This is a genomic window from Curtobacterium sp. Leaf261, assembly GCF_001422205.1.
In the GTDB taxonomy this organism is placed as follows: Bacteria; Actinomycetota; Actinomycetes; order Actinomycetales; family Microbacteriaceae; genus Curtobacterium.
The window spans coordinates 580,783-605,121 of the sequence record NZ_LMMJ01000007.1 but is presented as its reverse complement, the minus strand read 5'-3'; the positions used below and the strand labels follow the sequence as shown (position 1 = coordinate 605,121).

The following is a 24,339-nucleotide window of genomic DNA, read 5'->3' as shown; positions in this document are numbered from 1 at the left end:
GCAGCTTCGACTCGATGTCCTGCTCACCGTTGACCAGCCGCGAGGCCGCGTCCTGCATGTCGCCATAGGTGACGTTCAAGTTGGGCATGTCGTGCTCCTTCGATCAGTGGATGCGGTGTCATTCGTTCCGAGGCCCCGGTCCGACGGGTTCCTCGGCGCCCCTCGTTCGAGGGCCGATGCCGAGGTTATTTCAGTCCGGAACGATCTGGTGGGGTACGTTTCCGGACCGAAACGGACATCCCGTCTGCACACGTCAGTGCAACATTGACGGCGTGGACCGCTCCACCCGACGGATCGACTCGGACACGAACCCCACAGAAACGGGGGTTTGTGCATCACCCCGCTGCAAAAAAAGTTCGGCCCTGTCGGCGTGTCGTGGACACGCCGTCGGCCCGGTGTCCCCCGAACACCGGACCGACATCCGACCACCGACAGCGGGTCAGGTCCGCAGGGCGGCCGACGCGTCGTCGTACGCCGGGACGCGACCCTGGTCGCTCCCCCACCCGGTCGGCTTGATCGACTGGCCGAACACGATGTTCCCCCAGCCGTAGGTCACCCGGGTCGCCTGGAACGCCGCGTGCCACTTCGGGACCGTCGACACCGCCACGCCGTACTCCGACTTGAGGAACGTGCGCATCTCGGCGAGTTCCTGCTGCCGGTCCACGCCGAAGAGGCGATCCCAGCGGTACCCCTTGGAGTAGCCCTCGGCGATCTTCGCGCGGTCCTCGGACGCCAGCTGTCGGAACGAGCGAGGGTCGAACCAGTCCGCCTTCTCCCTGAACTTCCCGATCACGTTCGTGGACTTCGCGATCGAGAGCTCCTTCTGCACCGTCGCGACCTCCTGCGAGATCCGCTGCACCTGACGGACCGAGTCTCCGATCTTCGTCGACGGCGAGAGCGCGGACCGGATCGCTGCCATCCGCTCGGCCTGCAGCGTCACGATCTTCGTCCCGGCGAGCTTCTCGACGCCCGGCATGCCCTTCGTGAGCATGCCGGCCTTCGCGATCGACGCGGCCTTCGTGACGAGCGCACCTGCCCCGACGAACGCGACGCTCACGGCGGACATGATCACGTCGAGCCACGAACCCTCACCCATCGCCGCGAGTGCGATGTTCGCCACGAAGGTGATCGTCGTCGCGACCGCGGCGGCCAGGGCGATGAACCCGAGGCCGGGGATCAGGATCGCGAGTGCCGCCAGGGCGATCCCGATGTAGGTGAAGATCTTGACGATGATCTTCAGGAGCTTGGCGAAGAACGCCTTGATCTTGTCGCCGAGGGTGTCGTGCAGCCCGTCGTGCCACGCCTCCCTGATCGTCGAGGACGCCTGGCGTCCGGCGGCCGTGAGCCCGTCGACCGCGCTCCGGAGTCGTGCGGTGGCCGCATCGGACGCGGAGTGCGCGTTCGCGATGGCCCGGTTCCTGGCGTCCACCTGGCCGGTCTCGTCGGCGGTGAGCGGTGGTGCGTCGCTGGCCCGGTTGACACTCGGGTCCGGCATCGCGGACCCACGACTCCCGGCGGCGGATGCATCGCCGGCGTCGCGGAGTGCGGCGGCGGACTCGTCGAGTGCGTGCTCGAGCTCCGGGCGGTAGGTGGTGAGCGCGTCGCGGACGGCGTCGTACCGACCGGACATCGTGCGGAGGCTCGCGGCGACCTCCTTGCTCTTGGACCGCACCTTGTCGGCGGCCTCACCCTTGAACTGCGACTCGTCGCCGTCACCGATCCTGCCGAGGGTGTCGGCCTCGGTCGTGATCTGGTCGGCGAGCGTCTGGTAGTACCGGACCAGCTCCTCGAGGGCCGGCACGTCGGCGACGATCGGGTCCGACGCCTCGCCGACGAGCGTCCAGTCTCCGGCGCGGGCCGCCATCAGGCCTGCCCGCCGTTCGGGCCCGTCGGGGTGTTCTCGGTCGTGAGCGCATCGGTCAGGCCCTTCTCGAGCCCGGTCCAGGACTCCAGGGACTTCTGCATCGACTCGTTCAGCTTGCCGACCGCGTCGCGGATCTTGCCGCGGTGGATCTTCCAGTCCCCGGAGAAGTCGTGCATCGCCTTCTGCAGGTCGTGCTCGCCGTAGATCTCGGCGAGGGACCCGTCGTCGGACTTCTGGTGGTCGAGTTCGTCGTGGATGTGCTGCAACGCGGCGGCCGAGTCCTCGAGGACCGCCTTGGTGATGATGAGGTCTGCCATGTCTGCTGCTCCGGAGGTCGCGATGGGCGTCGGGGTCGATAAAGCGGGCACACGCCGGCCCCGATGCCGTCGTCGGCATCGGGGCCGGGGGGTGTTACTTGAGGGCCTTGGCCAGCTCGGAGTCCGTCTGCTGCAGCGCCTCGGACGCCTTGTTCAGGTAATCGCTCATCCCGTTCAGACCCTCNCGGGGGGTGTTACTTGAGGGCCTTGGCCAGCTCGGAGTCCGTCTGCTGCAGCGCCTCGGACGCCTTGTTCAGGTAATCGCTCATCCCGTTCAGACCCTCGATGGTCTTCGTCGCACCGTCGTTGAACTCCTGGTACGACGTCCCGAACGCCACCGACGACTGATCCGTCACGTACCCACCCGAGATCAGGCTGTCCACCAGCGACTTCAACTCCCGCAGCTTCGACTCGATGTCCTGCTCACCGTTGACCAGCCGCGAGGCCGCGTCCTGCATGTCGCCATAGGTGACGTTCAAGTTGGGCATGTCGTGCTCCTGACGACGTCCCGAACGCCACCGACGACTGATCCGTCACGTACCCACCCGAGATCAGGCTGTCCACCAGCGACTTCAACTCCCGCAGCTTCGACTCGATGTCCTGCTCACCGTTGACCAGCCGCGAGGCCGCGTCCTGCATGTCGCCATAGGTGACGTTCAAGTTGGGCATGTCGTGCTCCTGTCGTTCGTGCTCGGTGCCCGCCGTCCGGACGGGCGGGCCCGCCGTGATGACGAGCCGAGAAGGACGCTAGCGACCGGGCACCCCCGGAACGGGGGAGTTCGAGCGTTGTTCACGAACCTGTCCACGGGCCGTTGCGGAACCGTCGACGAACCTTCGCGGAACGACGAACGGCGGGCCTCCCACAAGGGAGACCCGCCGTTCGACGGTGGTGCGGTGGTGCTACTTGGCAGCGACGACGTTCAGCGAGATCGTCGCGACGATGTCCTCGCGGAGACGCACGGTGGCCTCGTGGTCACCGGTCGTCTTGATGGACGCCGGGACCTCCACCTTGCGCTTGTCGAGCGTGGCGATGCCCTGCGTCTGGACAGCTGCCGCGACGTCGGTCGGACGCACGGAGCCGAAGAGACGACCGTCCTTGCCGGCCTTGACGGTCAGCGTGACGACGGCGTTCTCGAGCTTCAGCTTGATGTCCTGGGCCTCTTCGATCGTGGCCAGTTCGCGTGCCGTACGGGCCGCGCGGATGGACTCGACCTGCTTCTCGCCGCCCTTGGACCACGTGACCGCGAAGCCCTGAGGGATCAGGTAGTTGCGGGCGTAGCCGTTCTTGACGTCGACGACGTCACCGGCGGAACCGAGGCCGGAGACCTCGTGCGTGAGGATGAGCTTCGACATGGTGATCCTCCTGATCAGCGGCCGGAGCCGGCGTAGGGGAGGAGCGCCATCTCGCGGGCGTTCTTCACGGCGGTGGCGATGAGGCGCTGCTCCTGGACGGAGACGCCGGTGATGCGGCGGGCGCGGATCTTTCCACGCTCGGAGATGAACTTGCGAAGGGTCGCAACGTCCTTGTAGTCGATGACACCGACCTTGATCGCCTTCGCGGGGGCGGCGTTCTTGCCGCCCTTGCCGCGAGGCTTGCGGCGGTCGCCGCTGCTCTTTCCAGCCATTGGGGATTCCTTAGTTGTCTTCGTTGATCACACGCGGTGGGGCCGTGGAGATCAGAAAGGGGTTTCGTCGTCGTAGGACGTGTTGCCGCCGGGGGAGTTCCACACGTCCGAGGAGGACGTGTTGTTGCCACCCTGACCGCCCTGCGGGGACCACGGCTCGTCGGACTGGCCACCGGCGTTGCCGCCGTTGCCGTTGCCGCCGCCATTGCCGTTGTAGCCAGCTCCGGCGCCTGCGCCACTACCGTTGCCGCCGCCGACCTGGCCACGGCCTCCGCCGCCACCACTGCCGCCTGCTGCTCGGGTGACCTGCGCGGTCGCGTACCGGAGCGAGGGGCCGATCTCGTCGACCTCGAGCTCGATGCTCGTGCGCTGCTGGCCCTCGCGGTCCTGGTAGGAGCGCTGACGCAGACGACCCTGCACGATGACGCGCGAGCCCTTGGTCAGCGATCCGGCGACATGCTCGGCGAACTCACGCCACACCGACGCACGGAGGAACAGCGCGTCGCCGTCCTTCCACTCGTTCGCCTGACGGTCGAACGTGCGCGGGGTGGACGCGATGGTGAAGTTGGCCACCGCGAGACCGTTCTGCGTGTACCGCAGCTCCGGGTCGCTGGTGAGGTTGCCCACCACCGTGATGACGGTTTCGCCAGCCATCGTTACTCTGCGGCCTTCGGTGCAGCCGCAGCGGCAGCGGATGCGTTGGCGGCCTTGCGGGCAGCCTTCTCATCAGCGAGCTTCTTGGCGGCGGCGACCTGGGCGATGCCCTCTTCGGCGCGGAGGACCTTGGTGCGGAGGACGGCCTCGGAGAGACCGAGCTGGCGGTCGAGCTCCTTGGTGGCGTCCGGGTTGGCCGTCAGGTTGACGACGGCGTAGATGCCCTCGGTCTTCTTCTTGATCTCGTAGGCGAGACGACGACGACCCCAGACGTCCACGTTGTCGACGGTTCCACCGTCGTTGCGGATGACTGCGAGGAATCGATCGAGGGACGGAGCGACCGTGCGCTCGTCGATCTCGGGATCGAGGATGACCATCAGTTCGTACTGGTGCATGCGGAACCCACCTCCTTTGGTCTTGTGGCTCCGGACTGTCCGGAGCAGGAGGGCTGATGCGTGTGCGCCACGCCGCAGATGCGGCAGGCACAACCTGACAAGACTAGCCGACGCCCGTACCGGACGGCAACCGGGCTGGGTCGTGACCGGACGGGAGGAACGGCACCGGCCCTCCCGACCGGTGGCGGTCCCGCAGGACCAGCGGGACGGACGTGTCTAGCGCGCCGCCCACCAGGCGCGGAGCCGCGCCTCGGCGTCGTCGGGGTCGAGCGGGCCCTCGTCCATCCGGGCTTCGAGGAGGAATCGGTATGCCTCGCCGACCTCGCGCCCCGGGCGGATGTCGAGGATCCGCATGATGTCGTCCCCGGTCAGGTCCGGACGGATCGCGTCGAGCTGCTCCTGCTCCGAGAGCGCCGCGACCCGGTCCTCGAGGTCGTCGTACGCGAACGCCAGGCGGTCGGCCTTCCGTCGGTTCCTGGTGGTGACGTCCGACCGGGTGAGCTCGTGCAGCCGCTCGAGCTGGTCACCGGCGTCACGGACGTACCGGCGCACCGCGGAGTCGGTCCATGCGCCGTCGGTGTACCCGAAGAAGCGGAGGTGCAGTTCGATCAGCTTGGTCACCGCGGCGATCGTGTCGTTGTCGAACCGCAGGGCCCGCAACCGCTTCTTGGCGAGCTTCGCCCCGACGAGGTCGTGGTGGTGGAAGCTCACGACCCCGCCCGGTTCGAGCTTCCGGGTGGCCGGCTTGCCGATGTCGTGCAGGAGCGCCGCGATGCGCAGCACGACGTCGGGGGAGTCGCCGGGGTGTCGCTCGTGCTCGTACTGGATCGCCTGCGTCAGCACCGTCAGGGAGTGCTCGTAGACGTCCTTGTGGTGGTGGTGCTCGTCGATCTCGAGTCGCATCGCGGGCAGCTCGGGCAGGACCAGCTCGGCGATCCCGGTGTCCACGAGCAGCCGGATCCCCGGGACCGGGTCGTCGGTGGACAGCGTCTTGACGAGCTCCTCGCGGACGCGCTCGGCGGAGATGTTCTCGATCGACCCGGCGAGCGCGGTCATCGCCTCGCGGACCTCGTCGGACACCGTGAAGCCGAGCTGCGCGGAGAACCGGGCGCCCCGCATCATCCGGAGCGGGTCGTCGCGGAACGACGTGGTGGCCGCCTGCGGGGTGGCCAGCCGCTCGGCGAGCAGGTCCTCGACGCCGCCGCCGTCGTCCACGAGCTCGCGGGAGGGGAGTCGGAACGCCATCGCGTTCACGGTGAAGTCGCGGCGGACGAGGTCGTCGGCGAGCGACGACCCGAAGGCGACCTCGGGCTTCCGGGTCTCGCCGTCGTAGACGTCGCTCCGGTAGGTCGTGATCTCGACCTGCTCGCCGTGCACCCTGGCCGCGATCGTGCCGAACTGACGGCCGACGTCCCAGGTGGCGCTCGCCACCGGCTCCACGAGCGCGAGGATCCGGTCCGGGGTGGCGTCGGTGGTGAAGTCGAGGTCGGTCACCGGGCGGCCGAGGAAGGCATCGCGGACCGGACCGCCGACGAGCGCGAGTTCGTGGCCGGCGTCGGCGAACACCCTGGCGAGGGTCGCGACGGGCTCGGACTCGGCGAGCGCGGCGAGTCGTGCGAGGGCGGGTTCGACGGACTGCATGACAGGACGATCATCCCAGACGTCGGGCATCCCGCGCGTGCTCGGGTCCGTCCATGGTCTTGCCTCCTACACTTCTCCGAGGCCCGAGTCCGTTCGCGGGCCCCCTCCGCATGCACCTTCTCCGCACTCCGTTCCGCACCGTCGTGACCGCGCTGGTCGCCATCGGTGTCCTCGGCGCGCCCGCGATGGCCGAGGCGGTGCCCGCGACGGCGGCCACCGCCGTCCACACCGTCGCGACGTCGGCGGCCGCGGACACGACCGTCACGATCGCCCCGGCGAACCGCGGTGTGCTGCAGCCGGACCAGGACCTGACGCTGAGCGTCACGGTGACGAACGGCACGGACGCCGACCTGCCCGCGGCGACCGCGGACCTCTCGATCATCCGGAGCCTGACGAGCACACGAGACGACCTCGACGACTGGGTCGGCGACACCAGCAGCGATGGTTACGTCGGCACCAGGATGGCGAAGGTGGAGGTTCCGGACATCCCGGCACACCACGCGGTCACCATCGACGACGTCACGGTGCCGTCGGCGTCGGTCGCACTCACGGGGTACTCCTTCGGTGCTCGCCGGATCGCGTTCAGCTACGACTCCGGGGCCGCGTCGGTCGTCGAGCGCACCGCGATCACCTGGTACCCGTCGCTCACCGAGTCCCCGGTCGGGGTGAGTGTCGCGATGCCGATCACGGTGCCGTCGACGTCGGCGTCCGGACTCATCTCGGCGTCGGACCTGTCGGCGTACACGGCGGTCGACGGCACCCTCACGGCACAGCTCGCCGCGGCGCTCGGGCACAACGTCGCGATCGGGGTCGACCCGCGGATCATCGCCTCGATCCGGATCCTCGGCGTGAACGCCCCGGACTCCGCGGTCGCCTGGCTGGAACGCCTGTCGACCGCGACGAACGAGACCTTCGCCCTGAGCTACGCCGACTCCGACCTCACCGGGCTCCGGCAGGCGGGTGCGTCCGGGGTCCTCGCACCCATCTCGCTCGACCAGGACGTCGACACGACCGACTTCCCGGGGGCGACCCCCAGCCCGACCGACACGGCCACCGCGGACCCGTCCGGTACCGCGACCCCATCGGACACCGCGACCCCGTCCGACACCCGGACGGCTGCCGCGGGCGACGCGTCGGCATCTGCGTCTGCGTCTGCCGCTGCCTCCGCGGCGACGCACGGCACGGGCACGGGCACGGGCCAGGGCCAGAACGACAACCAGAACCCGAACCAGGGCGGCACCCCCGGCGACACCCAGACCCCCGCACCGACGATCCCGACCACGCAGTCGCTCCTCGAGTTCCCCTACACACTGCCCGCCGTGGCCTGGCCCGTCGAGGACTCCGTCGCGACCGACGACCTCCCGGCGCTCACCGCGGGCGGGTACCGGCAGACGATCGTCTCGAGTGCCAACACCACGGCCGACGCGACCACGACCATCGGCGCGTCCGAGAAGATCGGCGACGACGACGTCCTCGTGGCGGACTCGACGATCTCCGGACTGCTCCGTGCCGCCGTCACCGCCGACGGACAGGACGCCTGGCAGGCGGCGATGTCCCGGCTCACTGCGGAGCTCGCGACGACCGCGCACGTCGGGGGCACCGGGCCGGTCCTCCTGACCCTCGGACGCGCGTGGCCGACGGACTCCACGCGACTCGCGGACACCCTGGACGCCCTCGAGACCATGCCGTGGGTGTCGCCGACCGACCTCACCACGGTGGTCGCGTCCACCCCGGGCGGGGTCTCACTGGCCAGCAAGCCCGAGAGCGAGGAGCGCCTCGCCCAGCTGCGGAACCTGGTGTCGTCCGAGCAGGACGTCGCGGACTTCTCGACCGCGCTCACGACGCCCGCCGACCTGACCGCTCCCTACCGGCTCCGGGTGCTGGCAGCCGCGTCGAACGCTCTCCGCGACGACCCGGTGTTCGACACGGCCATCGCGAGCGCGACCAAGCGCGCCGCCGGTGTCGTGGCGAGTGTCGGCATCGTCGACTCGAGCAACCTGAACCTGTTCGCGGACCGCTCGTCGCTGCCGATCTCGGTCCGGAACAAGTCGTCGTACCCCGTCACGGTGTACCTGACGGTGACGCCGTCGAACTCCTTCCTGCGGGTCGAGAAGAACCGCGTCGCCGTGACGGTGCAGCCGGACTCGCAGACGAGGATCACGTTCCCCGTGCAGTCCGTCGCGAACGGCAAGGTGCAGCTCGACCTCGCCCTGACGAGTGCGACCGGCGTCCGGATCGCGAACCCGAGCACCGTCGAGATCAACGTGCAGGCGCAGTGGGAGACCATCATCACCGCGCTCGCGGCAGCGGCGGTGGTCCTGATCTTCGGACTGGGGATCCTCCGCAACATCCGTCGGCGTCTCCGCCGGAAGAACGGCGACGAGGACGACGACATGGACGACGACGACGACCCGAACCGACCGCTCGACGAGCTCGACGACGACCGGGCGGAGCAGGACGCGCGCGACACCGGGACGGACCGGCACCAGCCTGGAGGCCCGGCCGCCGCACCCGGGTCGGCCCGCGTCCTCGACACGGCCGGGTCCGACGCCGCACTCGCCACCGGCGCATCGGTGACCACGCTCGGAGCCGCGAGTGCGTCGACGGGAGGCGACCCGTCCCTCCCGTCCGACGCGCCGGCGTCAGCGCTCGGTTCCGCAGGCGGCTCGACCGCCGCGACCGCAGCCGATGCGGTCATGCCGATGAGCGCCGCCGGGCCACAGCCCGCGATCGACGCCGCACCGGCCGCGGAACGCGGACTCGGTCGCGCCAGTGCGCTGCTCGCCGCGGGCACACTCGTCTCGCGCATCCTCGGGTTCGTCAAGACGTTCGTGCTCGCCGCCGCCATCGGCCAGTCCGGGAGCGCCGCCGCGAACGCCTTCGCGGTGTCGAACCAGCTCCCGAACAGCGTCTACACACTGATCGCCGGAGGACTCCTCAGCGCGGCCCTCATCCCGCAGATCGTCCGCGCCACCAAGCACCCGGACGGCGGCCAGAAGTACATCGACAAGATCGTCACGATCGGTGCGTCGGTGTTCCTCGTCGTCACCGTCGTCGCCACGATCGCCGCACCGATCCTCGTCGGCCTGTACAGCCAGTCCGCGGGCGAGGGCGGCAAGGGCTTCTCGAGCGAGACCACGGCACTCGCGGTCGCGTTCGCGTTCTGGTGCCTGCCGCAGATCCTCTTCTACGCGCTGTACTCGCTCCTCGGCGAGGTCCTCAACGCCCGCCAGGTGTTCGGACCGTTCACGTGGGCGCCGCTCCTCAACAACGTCATCGCGATCACCGGGCTCGTCGTGTTCATCGCGCTGTTCGGTGGGCGCGACGGGAACTCCGACCCTGGGGACTGGACCCCCACCAAGATCATGGTGCTCGCGGGGACCGCCACCCTCGGCGTCGCGGCCCAGGCGGCGTTCCTGCTGTTCTTCTGGCGCCGTGCCGGCCTGACCTACCGCCCGGACTTCAAGTGGCGCGGGGTCGGCCTCCGCAACACGGGCACCGCGGCGCTCTGGCTGTTCGCGATGATCCTGGTGACCCAGCTCGCCGGGATCGTGCAGTCGCGCGTCAGCTCCCTCGGCACGGGCGCCGGGAACGCGACGCTGCAGAACTCGTGGCTGCTGTTCATGCTCCCGCACTCGATCATCACGGTGTCGATCGCGACCGCGTACTTCACGCGGATGAGCCACGACGCCGAGCGCGGGGACCTGGCCGCGGTCCGACGGAACCTCTCCCTGTCGCTCCGGATCGTCGGCCTGTTCACGGTGTTCGCCAGCATCGCGCTCATGGTGGTCGCGTTCCCGTTCGCCCGCCTCTACGAGCACTCGTTCGGCGACGTCCGGGCGATGGCCGAGGTGCTGCTGGCCTACCTGCCGGGCCTCGTGCTCTTCAGCATGCTGTTCATCATCCAGCGGGCGTTCTGGGCCCTGCACGACCACCGGACGCCGTTCCTCATGCAGTGCGTGCAGTCGGCGCTGTTCGTGATCGGCGCGCTGTCGATCGCCGCCCTCCCCGGGTCCCTCATCGGTGTCGGTGTCGCCGCGGTGACCACCTTCGCCGGCACCGCGCAGACGATCGTGGCGCTCGTGATCGTCCGCCGTCGGCTCGGGGGCATCGACGGCGCTCTCGTCACCCGCTCGCACGTGCAGTTCGTGTTCGCCGCCGTGATCGCCGGTGTCGCCGGGCTCCTCGTCGTGAACTTCTTCGGAGCGTTCGAACGCGGCGGGTTCGCGATGACCGACGTCACGAGCGCGGGGATCACCCTGGTGCTCGGTGCCGGCGTGATGGCGGTCGTGTACTTCGGGGCACTCGTCGTCGCGAAGAACGCCGAGATCGGCAGTGCCGTGGCGCTGCTGCGGGGCAAGCTCGGTCGCTAGTCCGCTCGCCGCCCGGTCCGCTCGGCGCACTCCCGCGGCTACCAGCCCGCGTGGAATGTCGGCTGGGTAGCATGTGTTGACCCGATCAGCGACACCGCACGACGTCCGATCGACGTCGACGTCCTACTGGAAGGCCAGGCATGCGCCAGCTCATCATCATCGGTTCCGGCCCCGCCGGGTTCACCGCGGGCATCTACGCCGCGCGTGCCGAGCTCAAGCCCCTCATCATCGCCTCGAGCGTGGAGACCGGCGGTGAGCTCACCAAGACGACCGAGGTCGAGAACTTCCCGGGCTTCCCCGACGGCATCCAGGGCCCTGACCTGATGATCAAGATGCAGGACCAGGCCGAGAAGTTCGGCGCCGAGGTCCTGTACGACGACGCGGTCGAGGTCGACCTGACCGGCGAGGTCAAGCGCGTCACGGTCGGCAACGGCACGACGTACGAGGCCCTGACGGTCATCTACGCCACGGGCAGTGCGTACCGCCACCTGGGCCTCCCGGAGGAGCAGACGCTGTCCGGGCACGGCGTCAGCTGGTGCGCGACGTGCGACGGCTTCTTCTTCCGCCAGAAGAACATCGCCGTGGTCGGCGGTGGCGACTCCGCAATGGAGGAGGCGACGTTCCTCACCCGCTTCGCGGACAAGGTCACCGTCATCCACCGCAAGGACACCCTCCGTGCCTCGAAGATCATGCAGGACCGCGCGAACGCGGACCCCAAGATCGAGTTCGCGTGGAACAAGGAGGTCATCGGCATCCAGGGCGAGTCCGCCGTGACCGGTGTGACCCTCCGCGACACCGTCGACGGCACCGAGTCCGAGCTCGCACTCGACGGCCTGTTCATCGCGATCGGCAACGACCCGCGGACGCACCTGGTGCACGGCCAGATCGACATCGCCCCCGAGGGCACGATCGCGGTGGAGGGGCGCTCCTCGCGCACCAACCTCCCCGGCGTCTTCGCGGCCGGCGACGTGCTCGACCCGACCTACCGCCAGGCGATCACCGCGGCCGGCTCCGGAACGGTCGCCGCGCTCGACGCCGAGAAGTACCTGGCCGACCTCGACCCGGAGCTCCTCGCCCGTGCCGACGGCAACACCCCGTCCGAGCCCGTCACCGCCTCCGAGCGGGTCAGCGCCTAGGTCCTCCCCACGGACCACCGGGCCGCGGAATGCCGCGTGTCCCCGGCCCGTTACACCTCCAGACGACGATCGCGACCGCAGCGCGATCCGCACAGCAGTCTCGATCACAGTGCCACGAAAGGCAGGAATGATGTCCAACGCCAAGTCCGTCACCGACGCCAGCTTCTCCGACGACGTCCTGAAGTCCGACAAGACGATCCTCGTCGACTTCTGGGCCGAGTGGTGTGGCCCGTGTCGCGCCGTCTCCCCGATCCTCGACCAGATCGCGTCCGAGCACGCCGACAAGATCGAGATCGTCAAGCTCAACGTCGACGACAACCCGCAGTCGGCCATGAACTACCAGATCACGTCGATCCCGGCGATGAAGGTCTTCCGCGGTGGCGAGGTCGTCAAGACCGTCATCGGCGCCAAGCCGAAGCCGGCCCTCGAGGCCGACCTCGCGGAGTTCCTCGCGTAGGTCACACACTCCCGAACCCCCGTCGTCCGCTGGACGGCGGGGGTTCGTCGTTCCCGGTCGACTGCCCCGGTCCTCCGGGGTGCATGCCGTATCGTGGCCGGAACGCCATCGACCGGAAGAGGGACGCGAATGACGAACCGGGGAACGAGTCTCGACCCGTGGTACGACTCCTACGCCGAACGGACCGCGGGGCTGAGTGCCTCGGAGGTCCGTGCCCTGTTCGCCGTCGCCTCCCGGCCCGAGGTGGTGTCCCTCGCCGGTGGCATGCCGTTCGTGTCGGCCCTGCCGCGCGAGCTCGTCACGGGGTCGATCGACCGGGTCATGGCCGAGGACTCCGCGATGGCCCTGCAGTACGGCGGGGGACAGGGACTCCGCTCCCTGCGTGAGCACATCGTCGAGATCATGGCGCTCGAGGGCATCCGTGCGAGTGCCGAGGACGTCGTCGTGACCACCGGCTCGCAGCACGCACTCGACCTCGTCACCCGGCTCTTCATCGATCCCGGAGACGTCGTCCTGGCGGAGTCGCCCTCGTACGTCGGCGCGATCGGCGTGTTCCGGTCGTACCAGGCCGAGACGGTGCACGTGGCGACGGACTCCCTCGGACTCGTCCCCGAGGCGCTGCGGGAGACCATCGCGTCCCTCAAGGCCGCCGGCAAGCGGATGAAGTTCCTCTACACGATCCCGAACTTCCACAACCCGGCCGGCGTGACGATGAGCCGCGAGCGCCGCATCGAGGTCCTCGACATCTGCCGCTCGAACGACATCCTCGTGCTCGAGGACAACCCGTACGGATTGCTCTGGTTCGACGAGCCCGCTCCGCAGGCCATCAGGTCGATCGACGAGGACGGGGTCGTGTACCTCGGGTCCTTCTCGAAGACGCTCGCGCCAGGGTTTCGGGTCGGTTGGGCCCTCGCCCCGCACGCCATCCGCGAGAAGCTCGTGCTGCTCAACGAGTCGGCGGTGCTCGCCCCGAACTCGTTCGGGCAGTACGTCGTCAACGCCTACCTCGACGCGGCGGACTGGCAGGGGCAGGTCGACACCTTCCGCGGCATCTACGCCGAGCGCCGGGACGCGATGCTCGGGGCGCTGGGGGAGTTCCTGCCGGACCTCACCTGGACAGAGCCGAACGGTGGGTTCTTCGTCTGGGTCACCCTGCCGGAGAGCCTCGACTCGAAGGCGATGCTCCCGCGCGCGGTGAAGGAGCTCGTGGCGTACACGCCCGGCACCGCGTTCTTCGCCGACGGTCGGGGCGGTGCCAACATCCGGCTGTCGTTCTGCTACCCGACACCCGAGCAGATCCGGGTCGGGGTCAAACGCCTGGCGACCGTCGTGAACGACGAGATCGAGCTCCTGGAGACCTTCGGGACGTCGACCAGGCCCCTCTCGGTCTCCCAGCGGGACGGCGCGGTCTCCGCACCGCCGCCGAACATCTCCTGATCAGGTATTTTCACCGTTCGTCGGAGCGATCCGGCGGAGACGCTCCTCGAAAGGGTGTGCATCACCATGGCGGACTTCGCACGCCGGCATGTCATCGTCGTCGCCGGAGGGATCTCGCACGAGCGTGACGTCTCGCTCCGCTCGGGTCGTCGTGTCGCCGACTCACTGAGCGGCTACGGCTGGGACGTCGACCTCCGTGACGCCGATGCGGCGCTCCTGCCAGCCATCACCGCGCGGAAGCCGGACGTCGTCTGGCCGGTGCTCCATGGTGCGAGCGGTGAGGACGGTGCGCTCCGCGGCGTCCTCGAGGCGCTCGACGTACCGTTCGTCGGATCGCTCTCGACCTCGGCGCGACTCGCCTGGGACAAGCCCACCGCATCGGCGCTCGTGCGTCGGGCGTCCATGCGCGTGCCGAGGTCCGTCACGCTCTCGCACGACGTCTTCCGTGAGCTCGGCGCCGTGAGCGTGCTGGCGAGCATCGCCGACGAGCACCCGGTCCCGCTCGTCGTGAAGCCGGCGCGTGGGGGGAGTGCGCAGGGGGTCACCCTCGTGACCGACGTCGACGACCTGCCGCGTGCGATGGTCACGGCCTACACCTACTGCGACGACGTCATCATCGAGCAGTTGATCCGGGGGACCGAGATCGCCGTGGGCATCGTCGACACCGGCGACGGGCCGGTCGCACTCCCGGCGGTCGAGATCGTGCCCCGCTCCGGCGTGTATGGCTTCGAAGCCCGCTACAACGCCGGGGAGACCACGTTCTACTCTCCCGCCCGTCTCAGCCCGGAAATCGCGGCAGAGGCCGCCTCAGCGGCTGTTGCGGCCCATGCGGCGCTGGGGCTCCGGCACATCTCGCGCGTGGACATGATCGTGGACAGGGCCGGAACGCCCTGGTTCCTCGAGGCGAACGTGTTGCCCGGGCTCACTGAGACGTCGCTCGTGCCGCAGGCGCTCCTCGCTTCGGGGCACGATCTCGGGTGGGTCTACGCCGAGCTCGCCGAGCAGGCGATCCGCGACCACCGAGGCTGACGTTCAGTTCTCCCGCGTACCGCCTCCCGCTCCTGGCTGGTACGCCGGGCCCGCAGACGTGGACAGGTCGCTCAGTTCGATCGATTCGGTGGCGCAGCTGATCCGGCGCACTCCCGGGGTCCGACCGGCCCCGCGGCCATGGCAAGTCCTGCAGCCCTGCAGCCCTGCAGGCCCGCAGCCCCGCCCAGTACGGGGTGGGGTCCAGTCCGTACAGCCCGATGTTCCACGTGAAACCTCGACCTCTCGGCCGCGGGCCCAGGTGACCGGGAGCGCAGACCTCAGTCATCGGATCTCTGCCAGCCCCATCAGCGAGCCCGGAGGGTGCAGCGTCCTCTCCATCACAACAGCATCAATTGCGCGACCGTCCTCGACCAGCCCGGGCACGCGTCGAGGACGATGCGACGCTGCGGTTCGTTCCGATACGCATCAGTGCCGGCTGTTCGGTACGCCGCCCATCCCCGTGCGCGCTCCGTTTCTGCCCTCCACGCCGTTCCCGCGCTCCACGTCGCCCGTGCATCGACCCGCCCCTGATCGCGGTACCTCGCCTCGACCCATGACGACTCACGCGCCTTGCCTCGCCCTGGAACGACCCACCTCGCCTCGACCCGCCTTGCCCTTCTGCGTCTCGCGGACTGATCCCGACGTCGTCGGGAAGCACGACCACCCGCAACAGCCGAACCTCGCCTCCGCCAGGCCATGGAAGACGGCTGCGTACGTTGCACCGCTCTCTTCGCGACCGTGCTGACCATCCATCGCGGATACTCCAGCTGAGCACTGCCGTTCGCCTCTGACCGGTCCACTCAGCTTCTCAGCCCAGCTGAGCCCCACATCGGCGAAGCAGTTCATCGACGACGGCCCCGATGGGCTGAGTCCCGTCGACGAGAACGCCGTCCGGCACGTCCGAACCATTTGCATGAAGACGGCGCACGAGCGCACGCTCCTCGAGCCGTCCGGCTCCCGCCCATTCGTCCGCACCCCGACCATCGAGTCGTCGTTCGAGTGTGTCGAGGTCGACCGTCAGGATGAACACCCCGTCGAACACGTCCAGGATCGAACCGGTGTTGCGGGATCCTCCGCAGAAGAACGTCACCGGATCCGAGGTGTTCCCAGCGATCGCGCGGACTCGACGAGCGTCCCAGAGGTGGTGACCGTGCACCTCGAGGCCCGCGATGTCAGCCACGGGTTCCCCCGTCTCGGGATCGCCCTGGTAGGCCAGTTCACGATCACCGTTGACGGCGGCGATCCCGCGCCGCCGCAGCTCCTGACACACCGACGTCTTGCCGGTTCCGGAGATCCCGTCCACGAGGAAGTTCCGTCTGCCCATACGAGCACGCTAGCGAAGAGCACCGCAGTAGCGGTAGCGAACAGCAGCCCGATCGCGGTGGCAACGAACACGCCGAAAACGGGCGCACTCCTGAAACACCCTCGACGCGGCAGCGAAGCCCACCGACAGCAATCTCAGGGCCAGTGAGGAACGGGTCGAGGTCGAGCCACCGCAAGCCTCGCGTACCTGGCATCCTGCGCCGACACCACGGACTATCAGAGAAACGGGCGAGTCGAGCGGCCCGAGTGCTTGGTTTCACGTGGAACACCGGTCGCGGCTGAAAGCCGCGCAGGTTCCACGTGAAACATCGAAGCAAGTACCTCGACAGACCATAGCCGATGAGGCCGTTGAGACCGAGAGGACCATGAGCCGCGTCGACGACCAAGATCCCGCTTCATCATGTGCACGACACAGCCCGGCGCCGCCCCTGCGATTTGCGACGTATCAAGCGTATTCGTCCGGGAGCGGTAGACCCAAGAGGACTCCACGGCGGTCGGCGCTAGCCCTCGACCTGCTGCTGACCGAGCTCCTGCAGGATCCGGTTGAGGTCGGAGACGTTTGCGAAGTCGATGCTGACAGTCCCCTTACGCGCTCCGAGCGAGATCCGCACCCGCGTGTTCAGTCGGTCTCCAAGCCGCTCGCCGAGGTCGTCGAGGTGGGCCTGACGCTTCCCGGGGGCCGGCTTCGCCTTCGCTGGCTTCATCGACAGCGCCTGTGCCGCCGCCTCGGCTGCCCGGACGGACAGGTCCTCGTTGACGATCTTCTCCGCGAGGTACTCCATCGACTCAGCGTCCGGTGCCGCGAGGATGGCCCGAGCGTGCCCGGCGCTCAACACGCCAGCCGCGACGCGCCGCTGCACGGGGGACGGGAGACGGAGCAGCCGAATGGTGTTGGTGATCTGCGGGCGGGACCGTCCGATGCGCTCGGCCAGCTGCTCTTGCGTGATCCCGAAGTCAGCGAGCAACTGCTGGTAGGCCGAGGCCTCCTCGAGCGGGTTGAGCTGCGCACGGTGCAGGTTCTCCAGCAGCGCGTCGCGGAGCATCGCATCATCAGGAGTGTCCTTGACGATCGCCGGGATCGTTGCGAGTCCGAGTTCCTTCGTGGCGCGGAGCCGACGCTCACCCATGATGAGTTCATACTGCGGTGCGGTCCCGGTCGCCCCCGCGATCGGCCGGACGACGATCGGCTGGAGGAGTCCGACATCCCTGATCGAGTGGACGAGCTCCTGCAGCTCCTCTTCGCGGAACTCGAGTCGCGGTTGCTGAGCGTTCGGGACGATGTCCAGCGGGTTGAGATTCGCGAGTCGCGCCCCGGGGACGGCCAGGAGGTCCTCGGCAGTACCCGCGGACGCAGCGGAAGAGCCCGAACTTGCACCACTGGCGGGGAAGAACACATCCACGGGTCGTTCGTGAGCATCACTGGTGGGGATGAGTGCGCCGATTCCTCGGCCCAGTCCGGTGCGCTTGGGTGCCATCAGTCCTGTGCTCCTCGTGCTGCGATCTCGGACGCCGCCTCGAGATACGAGAGCGACCCGGTCGAATTGGTGTCGTAGCTGACGACGCTCTGGCCGTAGCTCGGGGCCTCGCTGATCCGGACCGACCGCGGGATCAGCGTCTTGAGCACCTGGTCTCCGAAATGCTCACGGACCTCCGTGGCCACCTGGTTCGCGAGATTGGTCCGACCGTCGTACATCGTCAGCAGGATCGTCGAGACCCGGAGGTTCGGGTTCAGATGGCGCTCAATGAGCTCGATGTTCCGGAGCAGCTGGCTCAGCCCCTCGAGTGCGTAGTACTCGCACTGGATCGGGATGAGCACCTCCCTCGCAGCAACGAACGCGTTGATCGTGAGCAGGCCCAGGGATGGGGGACAGTCAATGAACACGTAGTGGTACGGCTCGTCCATCGCTGCGAGATGCTCGTCGAGCGCCGTGCGGAGCCGCTGTTCCCGAGCCACCAGCGACACCAGCTCGATCTCCGCGCCCGCAAGGTGGATGGTCGCAGGGATGCACCACAGGTTTGGAGACTCGGGACTCTGCTGCACACTGTCGGCGATCTTGGCCTCGTCGACGATCACGTCGTAGATGCTCGACACCTCGGCTCGATGATCGACACCGAGTGCCGTGGATGCGTTGCCCTGCGGGTCGAGATCGATGACCAACACTCGTGCGCCACCCCGGGCCAGAGCCGCAGCCAGGTTGACCGTCGTCGTCGTCTTGCCGACCCCGCCCTTCTGGTTCGACACGGTGATCACACGGGTCTTCGGAGGGAGCGGGAACTGCTGCGCAGCGAGGGCGCGACGACGGCGGTTCAGGTCGGCGAGCTCGCGCGCCAGCGGCGTCGTCGCGTCGTAGTCAGTCGATGGACTCACGGATGGCACTTCCCCGGGTTCGATGTTCCACGTGGAACCGACTCGGCTCCCCACGAGCGATGTTCCACGTGGAACATCGCGATGATCAAGTGCGAGTGGCGTCAGTCAACTGTAGCCCGGAACACGCGCGTGATTTCCTCGACCACACCCGCTCCGAGCTCGAGGACCTCGACGTCGGAGAGGTGGTGACGCAGGATCACCTTGCGAGCAGACTCGACCTCGGCGTCGACGCGAGCACCCTTCATGAGGATGAGCTGACCGCCATCCCGGACCAACGGGACAGTGATCGGGATGAGCCTCGAGAGCGCACTCACCGCACGGGCCGTCACCTGATCGAGGACGAGCGAGTCGGAGACGTCCTCGGCACGACCACGGACCACCTCGACGTTCGTCAGCGCGAGACGCGACGCCTCAGATCGCAGCCAGTCGACCCGTCGCTCCATCGGCTCGATGAGGACCATGCGGACGTCAGGCCGCGCGATCGCAAGCACCAGACCCGGCAAGCCCGCCCCTGACCCCACGTCACCGACTCGACCGCCGTCCTGCAGAAGCGGAGCGACGATAGCAGAGTTGAGGATGTGTCGAGTCCAGAGACGAGGGAGTTCGAGCGGTCCGATCAGCCCGAGCTCCTCGCCCCGTGCGGCCAGCTCGTTCGTGAACGAGCGAGCCCGATCGATCGTGGTACCGAACACCACTGCCGCAGCATCCGGTTCCTGCTCCAGGACGGGCGGCTCGCTCGTCTCGAGTGGGGGAGTGACGTCCGTCACGTCAGCGGGTGACGACCGTGTGGCGGTCGCGCCCTTCACCCTCGGACTCGGAGTGGAATCCGCGCTCCGAGACGAGGTCGTGCACGAGCTTGCGCTCGTACGACGACATCGGCGGAAGCGATGCGGTCGGAGAGCCGGCCTCGATGCGCTCGATCGCCGTCTCCACGAGGCTGCTGAGCTCGGAGGCCCTGACATCCCGCGAGCCACCGACGTCGAGGATCAGGCGGCTGAACTCCCCGGTCTCGCTCTGCACGGCGATGCGCGTGAGTTCCTGGAGCGCCGTCACGGTGTCGGGCTTCGAGAGCACGCGGAGGCTGTCACCAGAGTCCGTCACCGACAGGTAGACGCGGCCAGCGCGCTCCTCGATCTCGATGTCCCCGTCGAGGTCGCAGATGTCGAGCAGATCCTCGATGTAGTCCGCAGCGATGTCGGCCTCGTCGTGGCCGGCATCATCGTCATCGTCATCGATGGCCGACCCCTCGGCGCCGTCGGACTCATCGTCTCCGCCCGTCAGCGCCTCGGGAGCCGACGCGATCTGGTCGTGCTCGGTGTCCTCAGGGCGCGGCTCGGCCTCGGTGGTGGAGTCGTCGGTCACTTGATGATCTTCCCGTTCTTCTTGGCGCGGTTCTTGCCGACCGGCTGCTGACGCTGCGTGTTCATGCGGGGTGCCTCGATCTCGGTCACCCGGATGTCGTTCACCGCAGCCAGAGCACCGGCAGCCGTCGTGCTGACGCCGGACTCGCGGCGCTGTGCCTTGCGTGCCAGGCGTGCCTCACGCGCGAGCGCGGCCTCGGAGCCAGGGGTCGGCGAACGGCGGATGACGACGTACTGCTGGCCCATGGTCCAGACGTTGGACGCGAGCCAGTAGAACATGACGCCGAGGGGGAAGCTCAGGCCCGAGAACACGAACACGAGCGGGAGCACGTAGAGCATCATCCGCTGCTGGCGGTACATCGGGCTCGCCTTGGTCTCCGGCGACATGTTCTTCGCGGTGATCTGCAGCTGCGTGATGAACTGCGACGCAGTCATGACGACGATCATGATGCCCGCGATGACCCGGACCTCCCAGCCACTGGCGTTCGTGAACGTCTCGTGGAGGGGCGCCCCGAAGAGCGAGGCGTTCCCGAAGTTGCGGGCGAGCGGCTCGGTGAGCAGGCCGATGCCCGTCTTGTCGATCTGCGCCGTGTGGAGCACCGAGTACAGGCTGAAGAAGATCGGCATCTGCAGGACGAGCGGCAGGCAGGAGCTCAGCGGGTTCGTCCCGGTCTCCTTGTACAGCGCCATGGTCTCGCGGGACATCGCCTCGCGGGAGAACTGGTCCTTCTTGCCCTTGTACTTGTCCTGGATCTTCTTGAGCTGTGGCGCGACCTCGAGCATCCGACGTTGGCTCTTGATCTGACGGACGAAGATCGGGATGAGGGCGGCGCGGACCACGAGCGTCAGCCCGATGATCGACAGCACCCACGTGATGCCGGCCGCGGGGTCCATGCCGAGCGCCTGGAACAGCGAGTGGAAGCCGACGAGGATCGCTGACACCACCCACTTGAGCGGCCAGAGAACGGTTCCGAGAAGGTCCATGGGTACGGTCACGCCTTTCGAGCGGGCTGGTTGATCAGCCGTGGAAGCTGCGCGTCGGGGACGAACGCGGGAGTACGGGGGGAGGAGGCCGACGCCAGGACACTCACAGGGGGTGCAGGCACCACCGGGTCGGGTGACAGCGCAGCACCAGACGACGTCGTCTGGTGCGCGAGCACGAAGCCGAAGCGGTTCACGCGGTATGGGCGGCGGCGATCGGGGACGTCGTCGATCCCGCCGGCAGCCCACGGGTTGCAGCGGGCGATGCGCCAGGCGCCCAGCGCAGAACCGCGGACGACGCCGTACTGCTGGATCGCCTCGAGCGCGTACCGGGAACACGACGGGTGGTACCGGCAGACGTTGCCGTAGAGCGGCGAGATGACGGCACGGTAGGCGCGCAGCACGACGACACATGCGTTGCGCGGGAGCAACGCGATCGTGGCGAGCAGCCTCTTCATGCCTCCCTCACCCCGTCGATGGGTCTCACACTGCGGTCGGACACCGCCGCAGCGACGCCGCGGGCGGGTCCCGCTGCGGCAACACTGCGGTCGAACGAACGGTTCACATCTGCCACGAGGGTAAGCCAATCGGCCTGCGCAGCGGCTGGCAGTGCTCGGATCGCGACGTCGTATCCGGTCGGATGCTCGAGCACGATGTCGTGCGCGATCCCCTTGAAGCGTCGACGCAGGAGGTTCCGGGTCACCGCGTTCCCGACCGCCTTCGACACGATGAACCCGAACCTCGTCGGGTCGGACGTGGTTCGATGCACCACCGAGACGACGACGTGCGCCGTGGCGCTCCTGCGGCCACGGCGCACGGCCGTTCGGTAGTCGTCACCGCGAACGATGCGGTTGGTCTTGGGCAACATGCTTCAGCCCCGACCGCACGTGGTCCGGTTCCGTGTCCGGAGCGGGGCCGGGCCCCGCCGCGAAGGCAAGTGGTCGACCTACGCCGAGAGCTCGGTGCGGCCCTTGGCGCGACGCGCGGCCAGGATGCTGCGGCCGGCACGGGTCCGCATCCGCAGGCGGAAGCCGTGCTTCTTGGCGCGGCGGCGGTTGTTCGGCTGGAAAGTACGCTTGCTCATGATCTCGTCTCCACACGGATGCACGTGGCGATCCGGTCGCGGTCTGGACTGTGTCCGATGGACAGTTGCACCACGTCAGCTCGTCCCGATGCCACAAGACATCGACGAGGGCCGTGGTCACGCGGCCGTAGGAGGCCGCAGTCAACCGTTCAACGGTACGTGAGGACGGCCTCCTGGTCAAACTCCCTGCGGAAGCCGCGCCTCCTCGGATCTGCCGTTCGGTGGCGTACCGCAATTGTCCACACTGTTGAAAACTCTGGTTGCGTACGACGCGCCGACACCGTTTACAGTGGGTGCATCCACCGGCTGGTGGCCAGTGATCGTCTCGGAGAACCCCCGGACGACCACCGCAGCAGCCGGTGGACAAGGTTGTGGAGAACCCTGTGAGCGGTCGCCCGCCGATTCCCCGTGGGCACACCACACCGAGACCTCAGGAGACGAGCGCGCGATGACGATGCCGGCCGACCCCGTCGAGGAGCTCTGGGCCTCCGTGCTGGGGATCCTCCAGGACGACGACCGCATCACCCCGCAGCTGCACGGGTTCCTCAACCTCGTCGTCCCCAAGGGCGTCCTCGCCGGCACGCTCTACCTCGAGGTCCCGAACGACCTGACCCGCGGCATGCTCGAACAGCGCATCCGCATCCCGATCACCGAGGCCGTGAGCCGCATCGGCGACGACACGGTGGCGAACTTCGCGATCACGGTCAACCCGGACATGACCCCGGAGCCACGGCCCGATGCGAGCGCCGCAGCAGTGAGCACGAGCGTGAACACGACGAGCACCGCCGCCGGCACGAGCACCGGCAGGGACCGCGACGCACCCGCGTACGACGACCCGTCGCGCGGAGCACCGTCGTACGGCGGTCCGATCGAGCAGGGTGCGGCCCCGCGGCAGTACATCGAGGCACCCTTCGTGCCGAGCTCCGTGGACCAGGGGTCGAACGGCCGTCCCGACTCACGCCTCAACCCCAAGTACAACTTCGACAACTTCGTCATCGGCGGATCGAACCGCTTCGCACACGCCGCGGCCGTCGCCGTCGCGGAGGCTCCCGCCAAGGCCTACAACCCGCTCTTCATCTACGGGGACTCGGGGCTCGGCAAGACCCACCTCCTGCACGCGATCGGCCACTACGCCGAGAGCCTCTACCCGGGCATCCGCGTCCGGTACGTGTCGAGCGAGGAGTTCACGAACGACTTCATCAACTCGATCGCGAACAACCGGTCGAACCAGTTCCAGCAGCGCTACCGCGACATCGACATCCTGCTGATCGACGACATCCAGTTCCTCCAGGGCAAGGACTCGACGCAAGAGGCGTTCTTCCACACCTTCAACACCCTGCACGACCACAACAAGCAGCTCGTGATCACGTCCGACCTGCCGCCGAAGCACCTCACCGGCTTCGAGGACCGGATGCGCAGCCGGTTCGAGTGGGGCCTCATCACCGACGTGCAGGCGCCCGACCTCGAGACGCGCATCGCGATCCTCCGGAAGAAGGCGCAGAGCGACCACCTGCAGGTGCGCGACGAGATCCTCGAGTACATGGCGTCGAAGGTGTCGAGCAACATCCGCGAGCTCGAGGGCACGCTCATCCGGGTGACGGCGTTCGCGAGCCTCAACCGGAGTGCGGTCGACCTCGCGCTCGTGCAGACGGTGCTCAAGGACCTGATCACCCTCGACGAAGACAACGTCATCGCGCCGGTCGACATCATCAACCACACCGCGGAGTACTTCAAGCTCTCGGTGGACGACCTCTACGGCTCGTCCAGGTCGCAGGCGATCGCGACGGCCAGGCAGATCGCGATGTACCTGTGCCGCGAGATGACGAGCCTCTCCCTGCCGAAGATCGGTCAGCTCTTCGGCAACCGCGACCACACCACCGTGATGTACGCGAACAAGAAGATCACCGAGCTCATGAAGGAGCGTCGGTCGATCTACAACCAGGTGACCGAGCTCACGAGCCGGATCAAGCAGGACCACCGCTACAAGTAGCGGGCTCCGCCGCATCTGCCTGGAGGCCCGGCTCGCGTCCGCCACGCCGCCGCGAGTCCGCCACGGGACGCGTACCACGTGTCCCCGCACCGGTGTGGGCCCTGTTCGGCGTCGGACCGAGCGCGTTGCGTAGTACGCGATCCGCGCCTCCAGACCGGCCGCGGTGCGTCGGCCGTGACCGTCCCAGCCGGTGTCGCCCGACGGAGTTCTCACAGTGTGGAAAGTCTGTGGATAACTGTGGAGGACACGCCGCCACCCTGTTGGCGACGATCGACGGACCTGTGGAATTACAGGGATGTAGTTC

General features: G+C 68.2%; 24 protein-coding genes. 6 read left to right on the top strand and 18 right to left on the bottom strand.

Annotation, left to right across the window (positions count from 1 at the left end; genetic code table 11):
• Positions 1–439: 439 nt before the first annotated feature.
• The 9 genes from ASF23_RS08225 to ASF23_RS08190 all read right to left on the bottom strand — a co-directional run bounded on the left by ASF23_RS08225 (position 440) and on the right by ASF23_RS08190 (position 6,496).
• On the bottom strand, positions 440–1,864 hold the full coding sequence (locus tag ASF23_RS08225; protein ID WP_055951477.1) for a hypothetical protein: 1,425 nt from the start codon (positions 1,862–1,864) through the stop codon (positions 440–442).
• Complete coding sequence (locus tag ASF23_RS08220; protein WP_055951474.1) at positions 1,864–2,181, bottom strand: hypothetical protein; 318 nt, start codon at positions 2,179–2,181, stop codon at positions 1,864–1,866. The genes ASF23_RS08225 and ASF23_RS08220 overlap by 1 nt, the downstream gene beginning before the upstream one ends.
• Before the next feature lie 194 nt (positions 2,182–2,375).
• Positions 2,376–2,669 (bottom strand): WXG100 family type VII secretion target, encoded by a 294-nt coding sequence (locus ASF23_RS08215; RefSeq protein ID WP_055951471.1) that lies wholly within the window; start codon positions 2,667–2,669, stop codon positions 2,376–2,378.
• On the bottom strand, positions 2,605–2,850 hold the full coding sequence (locus tag ASF23_RS18275) for a WXG100 family type VII secretion target (RefSeq protein WP_156364361.1): 246 nt from the start codon (positions 2,848–2,850) through the stop codon (positions 2,605–2,607). Before ASF23_RS18275 ends, ASF23_RS08215 begins: the two co-directional genes overlap by 65 nt.
• 231 nt (positions 2,851–3,081) lie before the next feature.
• Positions 3,082–3,534 (bottom strand): 50S ribosomal protein L9, encoded by a 453-nt coding sequence (gene rplI, locus ASF23_RS08210; RefSeq protein ID WP_055951468.1) that lies wholly within the window; start codon positions 3,532–3,534, stop codon positions 3,082–3,084.
• A 14-nt stretch (positions 3,535–3,548) separates the two neighbouring features.
• The gene (rpsR, locus tag ASF23_RS08205; RefSeq protein WP_055951465.1) at positions 3,549–3,806 is read right to left on the bottom strand and encodes a 30S ribosomal protein S18; all 258 of its coding nucleotides are present in this window, start codon (positions 3,804–3,806) and stop codon (positions 3,549–3,551) included.
• Positions 3,807–3,857: 51 nt separating this feature from the next.
• Entirely contained in the window at positions 3,858–4,460 is a 603-nt protein-coding gene (locus ASF23_RS08200) for a single-stranded DNA-binding protein (protein ID WP_055951462.1), read from the bottom strand.
• Between the two features lie 2 nt (positions 4,461–4,462).
• A complete protein-coding gene (rpsF, locus tag ASF23_RS08195) occupies positions 4,463–4,855 on the bottom strand; it encodes a 30S ribosomal protein S6 (protein WP_055951459.1) in 393 nt (130 codons plus the stop codon).
• Between the two features lie 216 nt (positions 4,856–5,071).
• Positions 5,072–6,496 carry a CCA tRNA nucleotidyltransferase gene (locus ASF23_RS08190; protein WP_055951706.1) on the bottom strand — a complete coding sequence of 475 codons (1,425 nt, stop codon included), beginning with the start codon at positions 6,494–6,496 and terminating at the stop codon, positions 5,072–5,074.
• A gap of 110 nt (positions 6,497–6,606) precedes the next feature.
• On the opposite strand from ASF23_RS08190, the gene ASF23_RS18815 reads away from it, so the two are divergent.
• From ASF23_RS18815 to ASF23_RS08165, 5 genes are all read left to right on the top strand, one after another.
• Positions 6,607–10,869 (top strand): DUF6049 family protein, encoded by a 4,263-nt coding sequence (locus ASF23_RS18815; protein WP_235510822.1) that lies wholly within the window; start codon positions 6,607–6,609, stop codon positions 10,867–10,869.
• Positions 10,870–11,009: 140 nt separating this feature from the next.
• On the top strand, positions 11,010–12,005 hold the full coding sequence (gene trxB, locus ASF23_RS08180) for a thioredoxin-disulfide reductase (protein WP_055951456.1): 996 nt from the start codon (positions 11,010–11,012) through the stop codon (positions 12,003–12,005).
• Positions 12,006–12,135: 130 nt separating this feature from the next.
• A complete protein-coding gene (trxA, locus tag ASF23_RS08175; protein ID WP_055951700.1) occupies positions 12,136–12,462 on the top strand; it encodes a thioredoxin in 327 nt (108 codons plus the stop codon).
• A gap of 129 nt (positions 12,463–12,591) precedes the next feature.
• Entirely contained in the window at positions 12,592–13,899 is a 1,308-nt protein-coding gene (locus tag ASF23_RS08170) for an aminotransferase-like domain-containing protein (protein WP_055951453.1), read from the top strand.
• A 66-nt stretch (positions 13,900–13,965) separates the two neighbouring features.
• A complete protein-coding gene (locus ASF23_RS08165; protein WP_055951451.1) occupies positions 13,966–14,928 on the top strand; it encodes a D-alanine--D-alanine ligase family protein in 963 nt (320 codons plus the stop codon).
• Between the two features lie 808 nt (positions 14,929–15,736).
• On the opposite strand, the gene ASF23_RS08160 is transcribed toward ASF23_RS08165, so the two are convergent.
• From ASF23_RS08160 to rpmH, 9 genes are all read right to left on the bottom strand, one after another.
• Positions 15,737–16,252, bottom strand: a complete 516-nt coding sequence (locus ASF23_RS08160) for a nucleoside kinase (protein WP_055951448.1) — start codon at positions 16,250–16,252, stop codon at positions 15,737–15,739.
• 499 nt (positions 16,253–16,751) lie between these two features.
• Positions 16,752–17,726: a ParB/RepB/Spo0J family partition protein gene (locus tag ASF23_RS08155; RefSeq protein ID WP_055951445.1), complete on the bottom strand. Its 975-nt coding sequence runs from the start codon at positions 17,724–17,726 to the stop codon at positions 16,752–16,754.
• Positions 17,726–18,619 (bottom strand): ParA family protein, encoded by an 894-nt coding sequence (locus tag ASF23_RS08150; protein WP_082473924.1) that lies wholly within the window; start codon positions 18,617–18,619, stop codon positions 17,726–17,728. The genes ASF23_RS08155 and ASF23_RS08150 overlap by 1 nt, the downstream gene beginning before the upstream one ends.
• A 101-nt stretch (positions 18,620–18,720) precedes the next feature.
• Positions 18,721–19,386: a 16S rRNA (guanine(527)-N(7))-methyltransferase RsmG gene (rsmG, locus tag ASF23_RS08145; RefSeq protein ID WP_235510821.1), complete on the bottom strand. Its 666-nt coding sequence runs from the start codon at positions 19,384–19,386 to the stop codon at positions 18,721–18,723.
• Between the two features lies 1 nt (position 19,387).
• Positions 19,388–19,855: a Jag family protein gene (locus ASF23_RS08140; protein WP_235510831.1), complete on the bottom strand. Its 468-nt coding sequence runs from the start codon at positions 19,853–19,855 to the stop codon at positions 19,388–19,390.
• A gap of 122 nt (positions 19,856–19,977) precedes the next feature.
• Complete coding sequence (gene yidC, locus ASF23_RS08135) at positions 19,978–20,964, bottom strand: membrane protein insertase YidC (RefSeq protein ID WP_055951442.1); 987 nt, start codon at positions 20,962–20,964, stop codon at positions 19,978–19,980.
• Between the two features lie 8 nt (positions 20,965–20,972).
• The gene (gene yidD / locus ASF23_RS19010; protein ID WP_082473923.1) at positions 20,973–21,419 is read right to left on the bottom strand and encodes a membrane protein insertion efficiency factor YidD; all 447 of its coding nucleotides are present in this window, start codon (positions 21,417–21,419) and stop codon (positions 20,973–20,975) included.
• On the bottom strand, positions 21,416–21,829 hold the full coding sequence (rnpA, locus tag ASF23_RS08125) for a ribonuclease P protein component (RefSeq protein WP_082473922.1): 414 nt from the start codon (positions 21,827–21,829) through the stop codon (positions 21,416–21,418). Before rnpA ends, yidD begins: the two co-directional genes overlap by 4 nt.
• Before the next feature lie 78 nt (positions 21,830–21,907).
• A complete protein-coding gene (gene rpmH, locus ASF23_RS08120) occupies positions 21,908–22,045 on the bottom strand; it encodes a 50S ribosomal protein L34 (protein WP_055951440.1) in 138 nt (45 codons plus the stop codon).
• Positions 22,046–22,493: 448 nt separating this feature from the next.
• On the opposite strand from rpmH, the gene dnaA reads away from it, so the two are divergent.
• Positions 22,494–24,035 (top strand): chromosomal replication initiator protein DnaA, encoded by a 1,542-nt coding sequence (gene dnaA, locus ASF23_RS08115; RefSeq protein ID WP_055951437.1) that lies wholly within the window; start codon positions 22,494–22,496, stop codon positions 24,033–24,035.
• The last annotated feature ends 304 nt before the right edge of the window (positions 24,036–24,339 follow it).